Here is a 12807-nt window from a genome sequence, read left to right as displayed (position 1 = left end):
AAGGCCGGCCAGCCTGACCCGGCGCTAAACCAGGCCCGGTGCACGTGCCGGTTCGTGACCGGCTGCGCGGATCGGCGCTGGCCTAGCCCAGGGCAGCCAGCCGCTCGGGGGTGCCGACGTCGGTCCAGGTGCCGCGGTGGTGCTCGCCGGTGACCTGGCCCGCACGCATCGCGGCGCGAAGCAGGGGGGCCAGGCGGAATCGCGGGGGCTCGAGCTCGGCCCCGGCTGCGGCACCGATGACGCTGCGCCAGTTGGCGAACAGCGCCGGCCGGTACAGGCCAATGCCCGAGAAGGTGAGCCGCTGGTGGCCCGCGGGCTGCATGCTGCCATCGTCGAGCAGGGCGAAGTCGCCCTCGGGGTTGTGCGCGGGGTTGTCCACCAGGACCAGGTGGGCCAGGCCGGCGGGTTCGCGTGGCAGGCGCGCGAAATCGTAGTCGCACCAGATGTCGGCGTTCACCGCCAGGAAAGGTTCGCTGCCCAGGCGCGGCAGGGCGTGCAGCATGCCACCGCCGGTTTCCAGCGGCTCGGGGCCTTCGTGCGAATAGTGCAGGCGCAGTCCCCAGCGCTCGCCCTGCCCCAGCGCCGGCTCGAAGGCCTCGGCCAGCCACGAGGTGTTGACGACCACGTCGTGCACGCCCAGCGCTGCGAGTTTTTCCAGGTGCCACGCGATCAGCGGTTTGCCGCGCACGGGCAGCAGCGGCTTTGGCGTGGTGTCGGTCAGCGGGCGCATGCGCTCGCCCTTGCCGGCGGCGAAGACCAGGGCCTTCATGCGGGTTGGGTGATGTCGCGATCGCCGATGGCGCTTTCTATCAGCGCCACCAGCGGGGCGGTTTCGGGATGGCGCAGGCCGACCTCGCGGGTGTATTTCCACACCAGCGGCAGGTCCTGCAGGTATCCGGCCTTGCCGTCGCGGTACCAGAGCCGGCAGAAGATGCCCAGCACCTTGATGTGGCGCTGAAGGCCCATCAGGTCGAAGGCGCGTTGGAAGGTTTTTGCGTCGGGCACCTGCACGCCGGCCGCGGCGAGTCTTTCGCGGTACTCGCCGGCCCAGCGTTCGACGCGATCGTTGGGCCATTCGACGTAGCTGTCGCGCAGCAGCGAGACAAGGTCGTAGGTGATCGGGCCGCGCACGGCGTCCTGGAAATCGATGACGCCCGGCGAGTGGTCTTCGGTGACCAACAGGTTGCGCGAGTGGTAGTCGCGGTGCACGAACACCTGTGGCTGCGCCTGGGCGCTGGTCACCAGCGCGCGGAAGGCGGACTCAATGATGTCCCACTGTTCGCACTCCGCCACGAAGCCCAGGTGGCGCTTGAGGAACCATTCCGGCATCAGCTCCATCTCGGCCACCAGGCGCGCCTCGTCGTAGTCGGGCAGCCCTGCGGTGTCCGCCTTCTGCTGCATGGCCAGCAGCGCGTCCATGGCCTCGCCGTAGAGGCGGTCCACCGTGGTGGGGTTGAGTTCGGGCAGCACGATGCGGTCGCCGAGGTCTTCCATCAGCACGAAACCACGCTGCGGGTCGGCGGCCTGGACGTCGGGCACGTGCAGGCCGGCGCGCGCCAGGCGCTGGGCGACTTCCAGCCACGGCTTGATGTCTTCCTTGTCCGGCGGCGCATCCATCACGATCCAGGCGCGCCCCGCCGACTGCGTCCGCCAGTAGCTGCGGAAACTCGCGTCATTGGAGGCGCGCTCCAGCGGCGCGTCCGGATCCGCCAGCGCCTGGCGGGTCCACTGCAGCCGCAACTCACTGCGATCAGGCAGGCTCATGCGCGTTCCAGGTGTTGGCGGAGGAAGGGGATGGTGATGCGGCGCTGGGCGGCGAGGCTGGCGCGGTCGAGCTGGTCGAGCAGGCGGGTAAGGCTGGCGATGTCGCGGTCGACGCGCCGAAGCAGGTAGTCCAGCACGGCGTCGTCGAGCTCCAGGCCGCGGCGGGCGGCGCGCTGGCGCAACAGGTCACGACGGCCGGCTTCGTCCAGGGCGTCCAGGGTGATGCGCGCGCACTGGCCCAGGCGCGTTTGCAGGTCGCGCAGCTCGAGGCCGATGTCGCCCGGGTTGGCGCGCGCGGCATAAACCACCGCGCCGGCATCGGCACGGGCGCGGTTGTGGAAATGGAACAAGGCCTCTTCGTCTTCGGCGTGGCCCGCGATCGCCTCCAGTCCGTCCAGGCACAGCAGGTCGGCGTTTTCCTGCTGGGCCAGGCCGGCGGCCAGGCGGCCGGCGAAGGCCGCCATGGGCAGGTAGGCGGCGCGGCGGCCGGCGGCCACGGCCTCGGCGCAGGCGGCCAGCAGCAGGTGGCTCTTGCCGCTGCCGGCGGGTCCGGCCAGGTACAGCCATTCCTGCGACGCCCCGGTCGCAGCGGCGTGCATGGCCGCGCGTGCGGCGGCGTTGCCCAAGAAGGCGTCGAGGCGCTGGTCCGGCGGCGCACGCAGGCCCAGCGGCAACTGCGGGGTATTCATTTGTCTTGGGTGGGAGGGACTTCAGTCCCGGCGTCCGTCGGGACCGAGGTCGCGCCCACGACGACCACGGGCGAGTCGTCGGCACCGTAAAGCTTGCTGTGCGTGTAACGCTCGTGCAGGTAACGGCCGACCACCACCGCCACCGCCGCCACCGGCAGCGCCAGCAGCACGCCCAGGAAGCCGAACAACTGGCCACCGGCCATGATCGCGAAAATCACCGCCACCGGATGCAGGCCGATCTTGTCGCCCACCAGCCACGGCGTCAGCCAGAAGCTTTCCAGCAGCTGGCCCAGGCCGAACACGCCCAGCACCAGCGCCAGGTGCATCAGGTCGCCGTGCTGGACCAGGGTGGCGATGACCGCCGCGCCCAGGCCGACGATGGCGCCCAGGTAGGGCACGAAGCTGACCAGGCCGGCGACCAGGCCGATCAGGATGCCCAGGTCGACGCCCACGGCGGTCAGGCCGATCGCATAGATGGTGCCCAGCGCGATCATCACGCTCAGCTGGCCGCGGATGAAGCCACCCAGCACCTGGTCCGATTCGTGCGCCAGCTTGGTCACGGTGGGCTCCACCGGGCGCGGCAGCAGCTCCTGCACGCGGGCCAGCATCGCCGAGCCGTCGCGCATGAAGTAGAAGGTCACCACCGGGATAAGCGCCAGGTTCACCAGCCAGCTGACCAGGGCCATGCCCGACTTGGACAGTTCGCCCATCACCGTGGCGGCGATGCCGCCGGCCTGGCGCCAGTGTTCCTTGAACAGTTCGATCAGCTGGCTCGGATCGATGTATCCCGCCAGCTCGACGTTGAAGCGGCCCTCCGCCCAGGGCACGGCGGTACCGGTAAGCCACTGGCCAAAGCGCGGCAGCCAGTCGATGAACTTCGAAACCTGGCTTTCGATCAGCGGCACCAGCAGCAGCACCGCCAGCACCAGCACCAGGGTCATCAGGGTGAACACCAGCAACACCGCGGCGGTGCGCGACCGGCCGGTGCGTTCGATCCTGCGCACCAGCGGCTCGCCCAGCCAGGCCAGCAGGGCCGAAATGACGAAGGGGGTGAGGATCGGGCTGAGCAGCCACACCAGCACGCCCACCACCACGGCCAGGGCCAGCCACTGCCAGCGGCGGCGGTCGCTGAAGGGGTCGGGCAAACGGGTCGTGTTCATTCGGCGGGCTTTCCTCGGTGCTGCCAGGCCTTCACACCATAGCGGACAACATAATCCACGCCACTGAGGAAAGTAAGGAAGGCCACGGCCAGCGTCACGTCCATCAGCCGGTTCAGCGGCACCGCCCCGATGGCGCGGTCGACCAGGCACACCAGCACAAGGACGATTTGCGCCACGGTGGTGGCCTTGCCCAGCCAGCTGGGTTCGCCGTCGTAGGGACCGGCCAGGCGCCACCAGACCACGGCGCCGGCAAGGATCACCAGGTCGCGGGCCAGCACCAGGGCGACCAGCCACGCCGGCAGGACCCCGGCCAGCCAGAGGCCGACGAAGGCACAGCCAAGCAGCAGCTTGTCGGCCACCGGGTCGAGCAGGCTGCCCAGCCGGCTTTGCCAGCCGAATCGTTTGGCCAGCAGGCCGTCAATCGCGTCACTGGCGCCGGCCACCACCGCCACCCATAGGGCCTCCCGGAAGTACCCGGCCCACAGCAGCCACAGCAGCACCGGCGCCATCGCCAGGCGCAGGCCGGTGATGGCGTTGGGCAGGTGCCTGAGCGTCATGGGCGCAGGCGGTAGCGGGCCACGGCCGGCTCAGCCATGCCGGGCACGGGCGCGGCGGCCTGGCCTTCGGACTCGAGCACGTCGCCCGCGGCCAGGAAGGCCTCGAAGGCCGGCACCCCGACCGCCAGGTCCAGGCGCAGGCGCAGGCTGTCGGGCGTGGCTTCCTCGACGTTCAGGTTGCGGACCACCGGCAGGGTCTGCAGGTAGCCCATGGCGCGGGTGAAGTCGTCGGCCAGGCGCATGCCGGTGATCAGCACGTGGTGCACGGCCGGTTCACCGACGTCGGCGCGGGTGGCATCGCGGCGGGCGATGGCGTCGGCGGCGCCGTCCGCGCCCGAGGCCAGGGCGCGCTGGGCGCTGGGGTCGGAAAACGACCAGCGGGACAGCTCGGTGTCGCCACGGGTCAGCACCCAATCGGCGGTCCAGCCCTGGCCTTCGCGGAACAGGCGGCCCAGCAGTTGGGTCTGGTGGCCGTAGCGTTCGGTCAGGGCCATCATCGGGCCGGGATTGCGGGCCCAGATGGTGTCCACGGCGGCCTGTTCGACCGCGCTGCCCGCGGGCAGGCCGAAGCTCAGGCCGCGTTCGGTGCCGCGGGTCGCCAGCGGCTTGACCACGTTGATCTGGCTGGCATTGACCAGCCGGGCGCCGCGGCCGTCGTCGATCGCCAGCCACAGGATCGGGCTGGGGCGGTCCGACCCCCAGAAGGGAAGGCCGGCGCCCACGACCAGCGCGTCCACCCGGTTGGGGTCGAACTGCACCTGCAGCGTGGTCTTGTAGACCGGGGCGCCGCCGATGGCGGTATTGCCCTGCTGGTCGGACGCGCCTTCGGAGGTGCGTTCCTCGCGCACGAAGCTGGCGGCCTTGGGCAGGGCGCGGCGCACCACCGGGTTGGCGGCGGCCAGCGGGTTGCCGGTCACCTTCACCAGCACCTGGGCCAGGGCCCGGGCGGTGGCGGCCCGGCGTTCACCGGCCGACTGGCCCAGCAGCTCGCTTTCACCGGTGTACAGCGCCATGTCGCGCGGGGCTTGGGTGTCGGCCAGCAGGTCGGCCGCGCTGGCAGGGGCCCCGGCGGCGGACTCTTCGGGCAGCGGCAGCTCGGGAACCTGCGCCCGGACGACCGCGAACGGCACGGCCAGCAGGACAATCAGGGCGACGAACAAACGGGCGTGGGGGCGTGGGCGCATGGACTCGGGGCGTGCGGGGCAGGCTGGAATGGTGCCGGATAGGCGTCGGCGCGTCCATGTCGGCCGCGCCATGGCCGGCTGGTAGAATGCCCGCCTTTCCCAGCGCCGGACCTGCCGTGACCACGCCCACTCCCCTCACCTACCGCGACGCGGGTGTTGATATCGACGCCGGCAATGAACTCGTCGAGCGCATCAAACCCCTGGTCAAGCGCACTTTCCGGCCGGAAGTGATGGGCGGGCTGGGCGGTTTCGGCGCCCTGTTCGACCTGGCCGGCAAGTACCGCGAACCCGTGCTGGTGTCGGGCACCGACGGCGTCGGCACCAAGCTCAAGCTGGCCCAGCAGCTGGGCCGCCACGACAGCATCGGCATCGACCTGGTCGGCATGTGCGTGAACGACGTGCTGGTGCAGGGCGCCGAGCCGCTGTTCTTCCTGGACTATTTCGCCACCGGCAAACTCGACGTCGACACCACGGTCGCCGTCGTTTCGGGCATCGCCAAGGGCTGCGAACTCGCCGGCTGCGCCCTGATCGGCGGCGAAACCGCGGAAATGCCCGACATGTACGGCCCGGGCGAATACGACCTGGCCGGCTTCACCGTCGGCGCTGTGGAAAAGTCGCAGCTGCTCGACGGCGCGAAGGTGCGCGAAGGCGACGTACTGCTGGGCATCGCCTCGTCCGGCCCGCACTCGAACGGCTACTCGCTGATCCGCCGCATCTACGACCGCGCCGGTCGCCCGGCCGACCTCGACGTCGGCGGCGTCAAACTGGTGGACGCGCTGATGGCACCCACCACCCTGTACGTGAAGCCGGTGCTGGACCTGCTGGGCAAGCACGCGCTGCACGCCATGGCCCACATCACCGGCGGCGGCCTCACCGAAAACATCATCCGCGTCATCCCCGACGGACTGGGCCTGGACATCGAGGCTTCGGCGATCGAACTGCCGCCGGTGTTCGACTGGCTGCAGCGCGAAGGCGCGGTGGCGCGCGAGGAAATGTGGCGCACCTTCAACTGCGGCATCGGCTTCGTGCTGGTGCTGTCGCCGGGCGACGTCGCCGCCGTGTCGGCGGACCTGCAGCGCCATGGCCTGGCGCACCGCGCCATCGGCAAGGTGGTGAAGGCCGGCGCCGAGCGCGTGCGCATCGGCTGACGATGCCCGGATTCCGGATCGCGGTACTGGCCTCGGGCCGCGGCAGCAACCTGGCCGCGCTGCTGCGCGCGATCGGCGACGGCCGCCTGCCCGCCAGCATCGTCGGCGTGTTTTCGGACAAACCCGGCTGCGGCGCCATCGCCATCGCCCGCGAACGCGGCCTGCACGCCGTCGCCCTGAGGCCACGCGACTACGCCGACAGGGCCGCCCACGATGAAGCGCTGTTCAGCGCCGTGGGGGATGTTCAGCCCGACCTCATCGTATGTGCGGGATACCTACGCATCATCACCGACACCACGGTGCGCCGATTCGAGGACCGCATGATCAACCTGCACCCATCCCTGCTGCCCCGCCATCCGGGCCTGGACACCCACGCCCGCGTCCTGGCCGCCGGGGAAGCCGAGCACGGGGCCAGCGTGCACGCCGTCATCCCGGCGCTGGACGCCGGCCCGGTACTGGCGCAGGTGCGCCTGGACGTGGGCGTCGGCGACACACCCGAATCGCTGGCCGACCGCCTGTCGCCGCGTGAACATGCCCTGCTGGTGGCCTGCACGACCGCGATTGCCGGCGGCCGCGCCCGGCTGGCCGGTGGCCGCTGGCTGTTTGACGGCCAGGCGCTCGACCAGCCCCTGCGGCTGGATGCCCTCGACCAGCTGCAGCGGGAGACGGCGCATGCGTAAGTTCCTGCGCGGCGCATTCGCCGTCTGCGCCCTGGCCCTGCCGCTGCTGGCCAGCGCCGTGTCGCCTCCCAAGCCTTTCAGCGCCGACTACGAAGTGCGCCGCAACGACCAGCGCATCGGCACCGGCCAGGTGTCGCTGCAGCGCGTGGGCGACGATGTCTACGAACTGGTGACACGCAGCCAGGCCACCGAGGGCCTCGCGGCACTGGCCGGCATTGAGCGCGAAGAGCGTTCGCGGCTTCGCTGGACCGGCAATGGCCTGGAGCTGGTGGCCTACCGCATGCAGCAGCAGGCCGGCTGGAAGAACCGCGAGGAGCAGCTTTCGGTGGACCGCGCCACCGGCCAGGTGAACAGCCGCTGGAAGGACCAGTCGGCGACCTACGCGGCCCCGGCCGGCCTGCTTGACGCACACGGCACCACCGCGGCGATCATGGCGGCGCTGGCGGCGGGTGAACGCGGCTCGATGGTGTTCCCGGTCGCCGGCCGCCGTGGCGTTGAAACCCAGACCTACCGCGTCGCCGCCGCGGTGCGCCTGCGCACCGCCATCGGCACGCAGCGCGCGCTTCGGGTGGAACGCCAGCGAAGCGCCGACAATGGCCGCATCACCAAACTCTGGTTCGCCCGCAACCACGGCTGGCTGCCGCTGCGCATCAAACAATACGAAACCGACGGCGAAACCCTGGACCTGCGGATCACCGCGATCCGTTAGCTCGGCAGGCGCCGGATCTTGGCGCCCAGGGTGCCGAGCTTTTCTTCGATGTTCTCGTAGCCGCGGTCGATGTGGTAGATCCGGTCGACCACGGTTTCGCCCTTGGCGACCAGGCCGGCGAGCACCAGCGACGCCGAGGCGCGCAGGTCGGTGGCCATCATCGGCGCGCCGGTCATCTGGGCGACGCCGCGGATGATGGCGGTGTTGCCCTCGATGCGGATGTCGGCGCCCAGGCGCTGCAGTTCGTTGAGGTGCATGAACCGGTTTTCGAAGATCGTTTCCGTGATCACGCCGACGCCGTCGGCGATGGTGTTCAGGGCCGCGAACTGCGCCTGCATGTCGGTCGGGAAGGCCGGGTACGGCGCCGTGGTCAGGTTCACCGACCTGGGCCGCTTGCCGCGCATGTCGACGGTGATCGAATCGGCGGTCACCGTGAGGTGGGCGCCGGCTTCTTCGAGCTTCACCAGCACCGCGTCCATGGTGTCGGCGCGGGTGCGGCGGGCGGTGACCCGGCCGCCGGTCATGGCGCCGGCCACCAGGAAGGTGCCGGCTTCGATGCGGTCGGGCAGCACGTCGTAGTGGATGCCGGCCAGGCGATCCACGCCATGAACGACAATCCGGTTGGTGCCGGCGCCTTCGATGTCGGCGCCCATGGCGATCAGGCAGTTGGCCAGGTCGACGACTTCCGGCTCCATCGCGCAGTTCTCCAGCACGGTGGTGCCCTTGGCCAGGGCCGCGGCCATCAGCACGTTCTCGGTGCCGGTGACGGTGATCATGTCGAATACGTAGCGGCCGCCGCGCAGGCGTTCGGCGCGGGCCTTGATGAAGCCGTTCTCCACGCTGACCTCGGCGCCCAGCGCCTGCAGGCCGCGGATGTGCTGTTCGACCGGGCGCGAACCGATCGCGCAGCCACCGGGCAGCGACACTTCGGCGTGGCCGAAGCGGGCCAGCAGCGGACCCAGCACCAGGATCGAGGCGCGCATGGTCTTCACCAGCTCGTAGGGCGCCACGGTGGAGGTGATGAAGCGCGGGTCGGCGGTGATGGTGAGCTTTTCATCCACCATCAGCTGCACGCCCATCGCGCCCAGCAGTTCCATGGTGGTGGTGACGTCGTGCAGGTGCGGCACGTTGCCGATCGAGATCGGGCCGTCGGCCAGCAGGGTGGCGGCCAGGATGGGCAGCACGGCGTTCTTGGCGCCGGAAATCTGCACGTCCCCGTTTAGCGGCTCGCCGCCGGTGATTACGATCTTTGCCATGTGGTCTGGGGTCTCAGGCCTGGGCGGCCTTGTCGGCTTCTTCGGGAGTCAGGGTGCGCAGGGCCAGGGCGTGGATCTCGCCGCCCATCTTTTCGCCCAGCGTGGCATAGACCATGCGGTGGCGCGCCAGCGGCATCTTGCCGGCGAAGGCATCGGACACCACGGTGGCCTCGAAATGCACCCCGTCGTCGCCGCGCACCTGGGCACTGGCGCCGGGCAGGCCGGTTTCGATGAGTTCCTGGATGATCTGGGGATTCATGGGCGAGCGGGGCGCGGCGGGCGCGCAGGCCTTACAATGCGGCCCCGCATCATACTCCCTGCGCCCGCCCATGAATGCCCCCCCAGCCGCCCTGGCAGTCACCGACGAGGCCCTGATCGCCAGTGGCCGCGCCGTCATCGACATCGAGGCACAGGCCCTGGAAGCCGTGAAAGGCGGCCTGGGCGCCGACTTCGCCGCCGCCTGCCGGCATATCCTGGCCTGCACCGGCCGGGTGGTCTGCACCGGCATGGGCAAGTCCGGCCATATCGCCACCAAGATCGCCGCCACCCTGGCTTCCACCGGCACGCCGGCGTTCTTCATGCACCCGGGCGAAGCCAACCACGGCGACCTGGGCATGGTGACCGACGCCGACGTGGTGCTGGCGCTGTCCAATTCCGGCGAAAGCGACGAAATCCTGTCCATCGTCCCCTCGCTCAAGCGCCAGGGCAACGTGCTGATCTCGATGACCGGCCGACCCGCCTCCAGCCTGGCCCGCCTGGCCGAGGTGCACCTGGACGCCAGCGTGCCGGCCGAGGCCTGCCCGCTGGGCCTGGCGCCGACCTCGTCCACCACCGCCGCCCTGGCCCTGGGCGACGCGCTGGCGGTGGCCCTGCTGGAGGCCCGCGGGTTCACCGCCGAGGACTTCGCCCGCTCGCACCCGGCCGGTGCGCTGGGCCGCCGCCTGCTGCTGCGCATTCGCGACGTCATGCACACCGGCGACGACGTCCCGGTGGTGCACGTGCACGCCAGTACCTCCGAGGCGCTGCTGGAAATGACCCGCAAGCGCCTGGGCATGACCGCCGTCGTGGACGCCGACGGCGTGCTGCAGGGCGTGTTCACCGACGGCGACCTGCGCCGCTGCCTGGACGACGAGGACACCGACCTCAAGGCCACGCCGGTCAGCCAGCTGATGGGCCGCTCGCCCAAGGCCATCGGCGCCGACGCCCTGGCGGTCGAGGCGGCGCACCTCATGGAGGAGCACAAGATCAGCGCGCTGGTCGTGCTGGACGCCCAGCGGCGGGTGATCGGCGCCCTGAACATTCATGACCTGTTGCGCGCACGCGTGGTGTGATCCCGACGATGATCCTTTCCGAATCCGACCTCCGCGACCGCGCCGGCCGCATCCGCCTCGCCTGTTTCGACGTGGATGGCACGCTCACCGATGGCCGCCTCATCTATGACGGCGAAGGCCGGGAATCCAAGGCCTTCCACGTGCTCGACGGCCAGGGCATCAAACTGCTCGAGGAAAACGGCGTCACCGTCGCGCTGGTCACCGCCCGCCGCAATGCCGCGGTGCAGGCGCGCGCCCGCGACCTGGGCCTGCAGCATGTGTTCGCCGGGGTGAAGGACAAGGGCGCGGTGCTGCTGCAGCTGTGCGAAACGCTGGAGCTGACGCCCGCGCAAGCCACCCACATGGGCGACGACCTGCCCGACCTGCCCGCCCTGCTGCAGGTCGGCCTGGCCGCCGCGCCGGCCAACGCCCATCCCTGGGTGGCCGAGCGCGTGCACTGGCAGTCGCGCGCCCGCGGTGGCGAAGGCGCCGTCCGGGAACTGTGCGACCTGATCCTGGACGCCAAGGGTCTGCGACAAGCCGTGCTGGACCGGTTCGGCGTGGCATGAGCCGCCAGGCGCTCAACGTGCTGCTGTTCGTGTTCGCCATCGGCCTGGGCGGCTACGCCGCCTGGCAGTGGCAGCGCAACCGCGTGCCGCCGCCGGAGCCCACCCAGCGCTCGGACTACGTGTTGCGGGAATTCGAGCTGACGGCGCTCGACGACAACGGCGGCGAGTCGTTCACCCTGCGTTCGCCCTACCTGGAACGTGATCGGGATGGCAAAAGCCTGACCATCCGCCGGCCGCGCTTCACGTTCCCCAGCGATTCCGGCCGCTGGCAGGTCCGCTCGGACACGGCCTGGGTCAGCCCCAAGGCCAACGAAGTGCAGCTGCTTGGCGGCGTCAACATGGTCGGCCCGACCGAACCGTCGGGGCTGCGGACGCGGTTTGGCACCGACACCCTGTCGATCTTCCCCAACGACCAGCGCGCCAGCACGGACGACCGGGTTAACATCACCCAGGGCGACTCCGCCGTCGCCGGCATCGGCCTGCGGGTGGACCTGGCCGCCAAGCGTTTCCAGTTGCTCAACGACGTCAAGGGACACTATGCGCCACGCCAGTGAACTGCCTATCGGACTCATCTTCCTCGCCGCCCTCGTGCTGGCGCCGCCCGCGCTGGCCAAGTCCGGCGACCGCAACCAGCCGATGGACATCAGCGCCGACCGCACCGATGCCCTGCTCGGCGACGACAGCGTGTCCACGCTCGAAGGCAACGTGCGCATCCGCCAGGGCACGCTGGAGGTGGACGCCGAACGCGCCGAAGTGCATCGCGCCGCGGGCGACATCAACCGGATCGTGCTGACCGGCAGCCCGGCGCGCCTGCGCCAGGTGTCCGACGCCGGCGAACCGATGGACGCGCGGGCCAATCGCGTGGTCTACCTGCTGGGCGACGAATCCATGATGCTCACCGGCAACGTCGTCATCACCCAGCCACGCGGCAACCTGCGCGGCGAAACGGTCAAGTACGACATCAACACCGGCCGCATCGACGGCGGTGGCGACGGCGCCCGGGTGTCCATGCGCATCCTGCCCAAGTCCGCCGCGGCCGACTGATGCTCACCGCCACGGGCCTGGCCAAGCGCTACCGCTCGCGCCAGGTGGTGCAGGACTTCGCCATGGAGGTGCGGCCCGGCGAGGTGGTCGGCCTGCTGGGCCCCAACGGCGCCGGCAAGACCACCTGCTTCTACATGATCGTCGGCCTGGTCGGCCCCGACGCGGGCCGCATCACGCTCGACGGCAGGGACATCACCGCCCTGCCCATGCACGAACGCGCCCGCCTGGGCCTGGGCTACCTGCCGCAGGAAGCCTCGGTGTTCCGCAAGCTCAGCGTCGCCGACAACATCCACGCCGTGCTGGAACTGCGCAAGGACCTCGATGCCACCGGCCGCGCCGACGAACTGGCGGCGCTGATGGAGGAACTGCAGGTCGGCCACGTGGCCGAACAGCCGGGTGCCAGCCTGTCGGGCGGCGAACGCCGCCGGGTCGAGATCGCCCGCGCCCTGGCCGCCCGGCCACGCTTCATGCTGCTCGACGAACCCTTCGCCGGCGTCGACCCGATTTCGGTCGGCGACATCCAGAAGATCGTGCGCCACCTCAAGGCCCGGGGCATCGGCGTGCTGATCACCGACCACAATGTCCGCGAAACCTTGGGCATTTGCGACCACGCGTATATCCTCAATGCCGGCAGCGTGCTCGCCCGGGGAACGCCCGACGAGGTGCTGGCCAATCCCGACGTGCGTCGCGTCTACCTCGGCGATTCCTTCCGCCTGTAGCCGCGGCCCCGCCGCCCC

16 protein-coding genes are annotated in these 12807 nt (G+C 70.4%); 8 read left to right on the top strand and 8 right to left on the bottom strand.

The genetic code is table 11. The annotated features are described in order from the left end of the window. Nucleotides 1-82 precede the first annotated feature (82 nt). The 6 genes from murU to IEX13_RS12555 are packed head-to-tail and all read right to left on the bottom strand — an operon-like array spanning nucleotide 83 to nucleotide 5354. A complete protein-coding gene (gene murU / locus IEX13_RS12580) occupies nucleotides 83-769 on the bottom strand; it encodes an N-acetylmuramate alpha-1-phosphate uridylyltransferase MurU (protein WP_188664921.1) in 687 nt (228 codons plus the stop codon). Further along, entirely contained in the window at nucleotides 766-1764 is a 999-nt protein-coding gene (locus IEX13_RS12575) for an aminoglycoside phosphotransferase family protein (RefSeq protein WP_188664918.1), read from the bottom strand. The genes murU and IEX13_RS12575 overlap by 4 nt, the downstream gene beginning before the upstream one ends. Continuing rightward, nucleotides 1761-2453, bottom strand: coding sequence for a DnaA regulatory inactivator Hda (gene hda / locus IEX13_RS12570; protein WP_188664915.1), 693 nt, complete (start codon nucleotides 2451-2453; stop codon nucleotides 1761-1763). Before hda ends, IEX13_RS12575 begins: the two co-directional genes overlap by 4 nt. Further along, complete coding sequence (locus tag IEX13_RS12565; protein ID WP_188664912.1) at nucleotides 2450-3613, bottom strand: AI-2E family transporter; 1164 nt, start codon at nucleotides 3611-3613, stop codon at nucleotides 2450-2452. The genes hda and IEX13_RS12565 overlap by 4 nt, the downstream gene beginning before the upstream one ends. Beyond that, nucleotides 3610-4170, bottom strand: a complete 561-nt coding sequence (locus IEX13_RS12560) for a CDP-alcohol phosphatidyltransferase family protein (protein ID WP_188664909.1) — start codon at nucleotides 4168-4170, stop codon at nucleotides 3610-3612. The genes IEX13_RS12565 and IEX13_RS12560 overlap by 4 nt, the downstream gene beginning before the upstream one ends. After that, on the bottom strand, nucleotides 4167-5354 hold the full coding sequence (locus IEX13_RS12555) for a DUF2066 domain-containing protein (protein WP_188664906.1): 1188 nt from the start codon (nucleotides 5352-5354) through the stop codon (nucleotides 4167-4169). Before IEX13_RS12555 ends, IEX13_RS12560 begins: the two co-directional genes overlap by 4 nt. An 86-nt stretch (nucleotides 5355-5440) precedes the next feature. Between IEX13_RS12555 and purM the strand changes: the two genes are divergently transcribed. Genes purM through IEX13_RS12540 form a run of 3 tightly spaced genes read left to right on the top strand, consistent with a single transcriptional unit; the run spans nucleotide 5441 to nucleotide 7891 of the window. Further along, nucleotides 5441-6502 (top strand): phosphoribosylformylglycinamidine cyclo-ligase, encoded by a 1062-nt coding sequence (purM, locus tag IEX13_RS12550; protein WP_425489106.1) that lies wholly within the window; start codon nucleotides 5441-5443, stop codon nucleotides 6500-6502. Between the two features lie 2 nt (nucleotides 6503-6504). Continuing rightward, nucleotides 6505-7182, top strand: coding sequence for a phosphoribosylglycinamide formyltransferase (gene purN, locus IEX13_RS12545; protein ID WP_188664900.1), 678 nt, complete (start codon nucleotides 6505-6507; stop codon nucleotides 7180-7182). Then, nucleotides 7175-7891, top strand: coding sequence for a DUF3108 domain-containing protein (locus IEX13_RS12540; protein WP_188664897.1), 717 nt, complete (start codon nucleotides 7175-7177; stop codon nucleotides 7889-7891). The genes purN and IEX13_RS12540 overlap by 8 nt, the downstream gene beginning before the upstream one ends. Here the strand turns inward: IEX13_RS12540 and murA are convergent. Together murA and IEX13_RS12530 are read right to left on the bottom strand one after the other, a co-directional pair. Then, complete coding sequence (murA, locus tag IEX13_RS12535) at nucleotides 7888-9147, bottom strand: UDP-N-acetylglucosamine 1-carboxyvinyltransferase (protein ID WP_188664894.1); 1260 nt, start codon at nucleotides 9145-9147, stop codon at nucleotides 7888-7890. The two genes, IEX13_RS12540 and murA, sit on opposite strands and share 4 nt — an antisense overlap. Nucleotides 9148-9160: 13 nt before the next feature. Continuing rightward, nucleotides 9161-9406 (bottom strand): BolA family protein, encoded by a 246-nt coding sequence (locus tag IEX13_RS12530; RefSeq protein WP_188664890.1) that lies wholly within the window; start codon nucleotides 9404-9406, stop codon nucleotides 9161-9163. Between the two features lie 70 nt (nucleotides 9407-9476). On the opposite strand from IEX13_RS12530, the gene IEX13_RS12525 reads away from it, so the two are divergent. The 5 genes from IEX13_RS12525 to lptB are packed head-to-tail and all read left to right on the top strand — an operon-like array spanning nucleotide 9477 to nucleotide 12789. Continuing rightward, complete coding sequence (locus IEX13_RS12525) at nucleotides 9477-10478, top strand: KpsF/GutQ family sugar-phosphate isomerase (protein WP_188664887.1); 1002 nt, start codon at nucleotides 9477-9479, stop codon at nucleotides 10476-10478. Nucleotides 10479-10486: 8 nt separating this feature from the next. Next, the gene (locus IEX13_RS12520; protein WP_188664884.1) at nucleotides 10487-11026 is read left to right on the top strand and encodes a KdsC family phosphatase; all 540 of its coding nucleotides are present in this window, start codon (nucleotides 10487-10489) and stop codon (nucleotides 11024-11026) included. Further along, complete coding sequence (lptC, locus tag IEX13_RS12515) at nucleotides 11023-11580, top strand: LPS export ABC transporter periplasmic protein LptC (protein ID WP_188664881.1); 558 nt, start codon at nucleotides 11023-11025, stop codon at nucleotides 11578-11580. Before IEX13_RS12520 ends, lptC begins: the two co-directional genes overlap by 4 nt. Beyond that, nucleotides 11564-12070, top strand: a complete 507-nt coding sequence (lptA, locus tag IEX13_RS12510; protein ID WP_188664878.1) for a lipopolysaccharide transport periplasmic protein LptA — start codon at nucleotides 11564-11566, stop codon at nucleotides 12068-12070. Before lptC ends, lptA begins: the two co-directional genes overlap by 17 nt. Next, nucleotides 12070-12789, top strand: coding sequence for an LPS export ABC transporter ATP-binding protein (lptB, locus tag IEX13_RS12505; RefSeq protein ID WP_188664875.1), 720 nt, complete (start codon nucleotides 12070-12072; stop codon nucleotides 12787-12789). The genes lptA and lptB overlap by 1 nt, the downstream gene beginning before the upstream one ends. Nucleotides 12790-12807 lie beyond the last annotated feature (18 nt).

It is taken from the genome of Arenimonas soli (assembly GCF_014643775.1).
In the GTDB taxonomy this organism is placed as follows: domain Bacteria; phylum Pseudomonadota; class Gammaproteobacteria; order Xanthomonadales; family Xanthomonadaceae; genus Arenimonas; species Arenimonas soli.
Note: the sequence above shows the minus strand (reverse complement) of the source record. Positions and strands in the feature narration are given on the sequence as shown.

Excerpts from the sequence above, each read along its gene's own strand:
- murU (WP_188664921.1), bottom strand. The coding sequence starts at position 769 with ATGAAGGCCCTGGTCTTCGCCGCCGGCAAGGGCGAGCGCATGCGCCCG.
- IEX13_RS12575 (WP_188664918.1), bottom strand. The coding sequence starts at position 1,764 with ATGAGCCTGCCTGATCGCAGTGAGTTGCGGCTGCAGTGGACCCGCCAG.
- hda (WP_188664915.1), bottom strand. The coding sequence starts at position 2,453 with ATGAATACCCCGCAGTTGCCGCTGGGCCTGCGTGCGCCGCCGGACCAG.
- IEX13_RS12565 (WP_188664912.1), bottom strand. The coding sequence starts at position 3,613 with ATGAACACGACCCGTTTGCCCGACCCCTTCAGCGACCGCCGCCGCTGG.
- IEX13_RS12560 (WP_188664909.1), bottom strand. The coding sequence starts at position 4,170 with ATGACGCTCAGGCACCTGCCCAACGCCATCACCGGCCTGCGCCTGGCG.
- IEX13_RS12555 (WP_188664906.1), bottom strand. The coding sequence starts at position 5,354 with ATGCGCCCACGCCCCCACGCCCGTTTGTTCGTCGCCCTGATTGTCCTG.
- purM (WP_425489106.1), top strand. The coding sequence starts at position 5,441 with ATGCCCGCCTTTCCCAGCGCCGGACCTGCCGTGACCACGCCCACTCCC.
- purN (WP_188664900.1), top strand. The coding sequence starts at position 6,505 with ATGCCCGGATTCCGGATCGCGGTACTGGCCTCGGGCCGCGGCAGCAAC.
- IEX13_RS12540 (WP_188664897.1), top strand. The coding sequence starts at position 7,175 with ATGCGTAAGTTCCTGCGCGGCGCATTCGCCGTCTGCGCCCTGGCCCTG.
- murA (WP_188664894.1), bottom strand. The coding sequence starts at position 9,147 with ATGGCAAAGATCGTAATCACCGGCGGCGAGCCGCTAAACGGGGACGTG.
- IEX13_RS12530 (WP_188664890.1), bottom strand. The coding sequence starts at position 9,406 with ATGAATCCCCAGATCATCCAGGAACTCATCGAAACCGGCCTGCCCGGC.
- IEX13_RS12525 (WP_188664887.1), top strand. The coding sequence starts at position 9,477 with ATGAATGCCCCCCCAGCCGCCCTGGCAGTCACCGACGAGGCCCTGATC.
- IEX13_RS12520 (WP_188664884.1), top strand. The coding sequence starts at position 10,487 with ATGATCCTTTCCGAATCCGACCTCCGCGACCGCGCCGGCCGCATCCGC.
- lptC (WP_188664881.1), top strand. The coding sequence starts at position 11,023 with ATGAGCCGCCAGGCGCTCAACGTGCTGCTGTTCGTGTTCGCCATCGGC.
- lptA (WP_188664878.1), top strand. The coding sequence starts at position 11,564 with ATGCGCCACGCCAGTGAACTGCCTATCGGACTCATCTTCCTCGCCGCC.
- lptB (WP_188664875.1), top strand. The coding sequence starts at position 12,070 with ATGCTCACCGCCACGGGCCTGGCCAAGCGCTACCGCTCGCGCCAGGTG.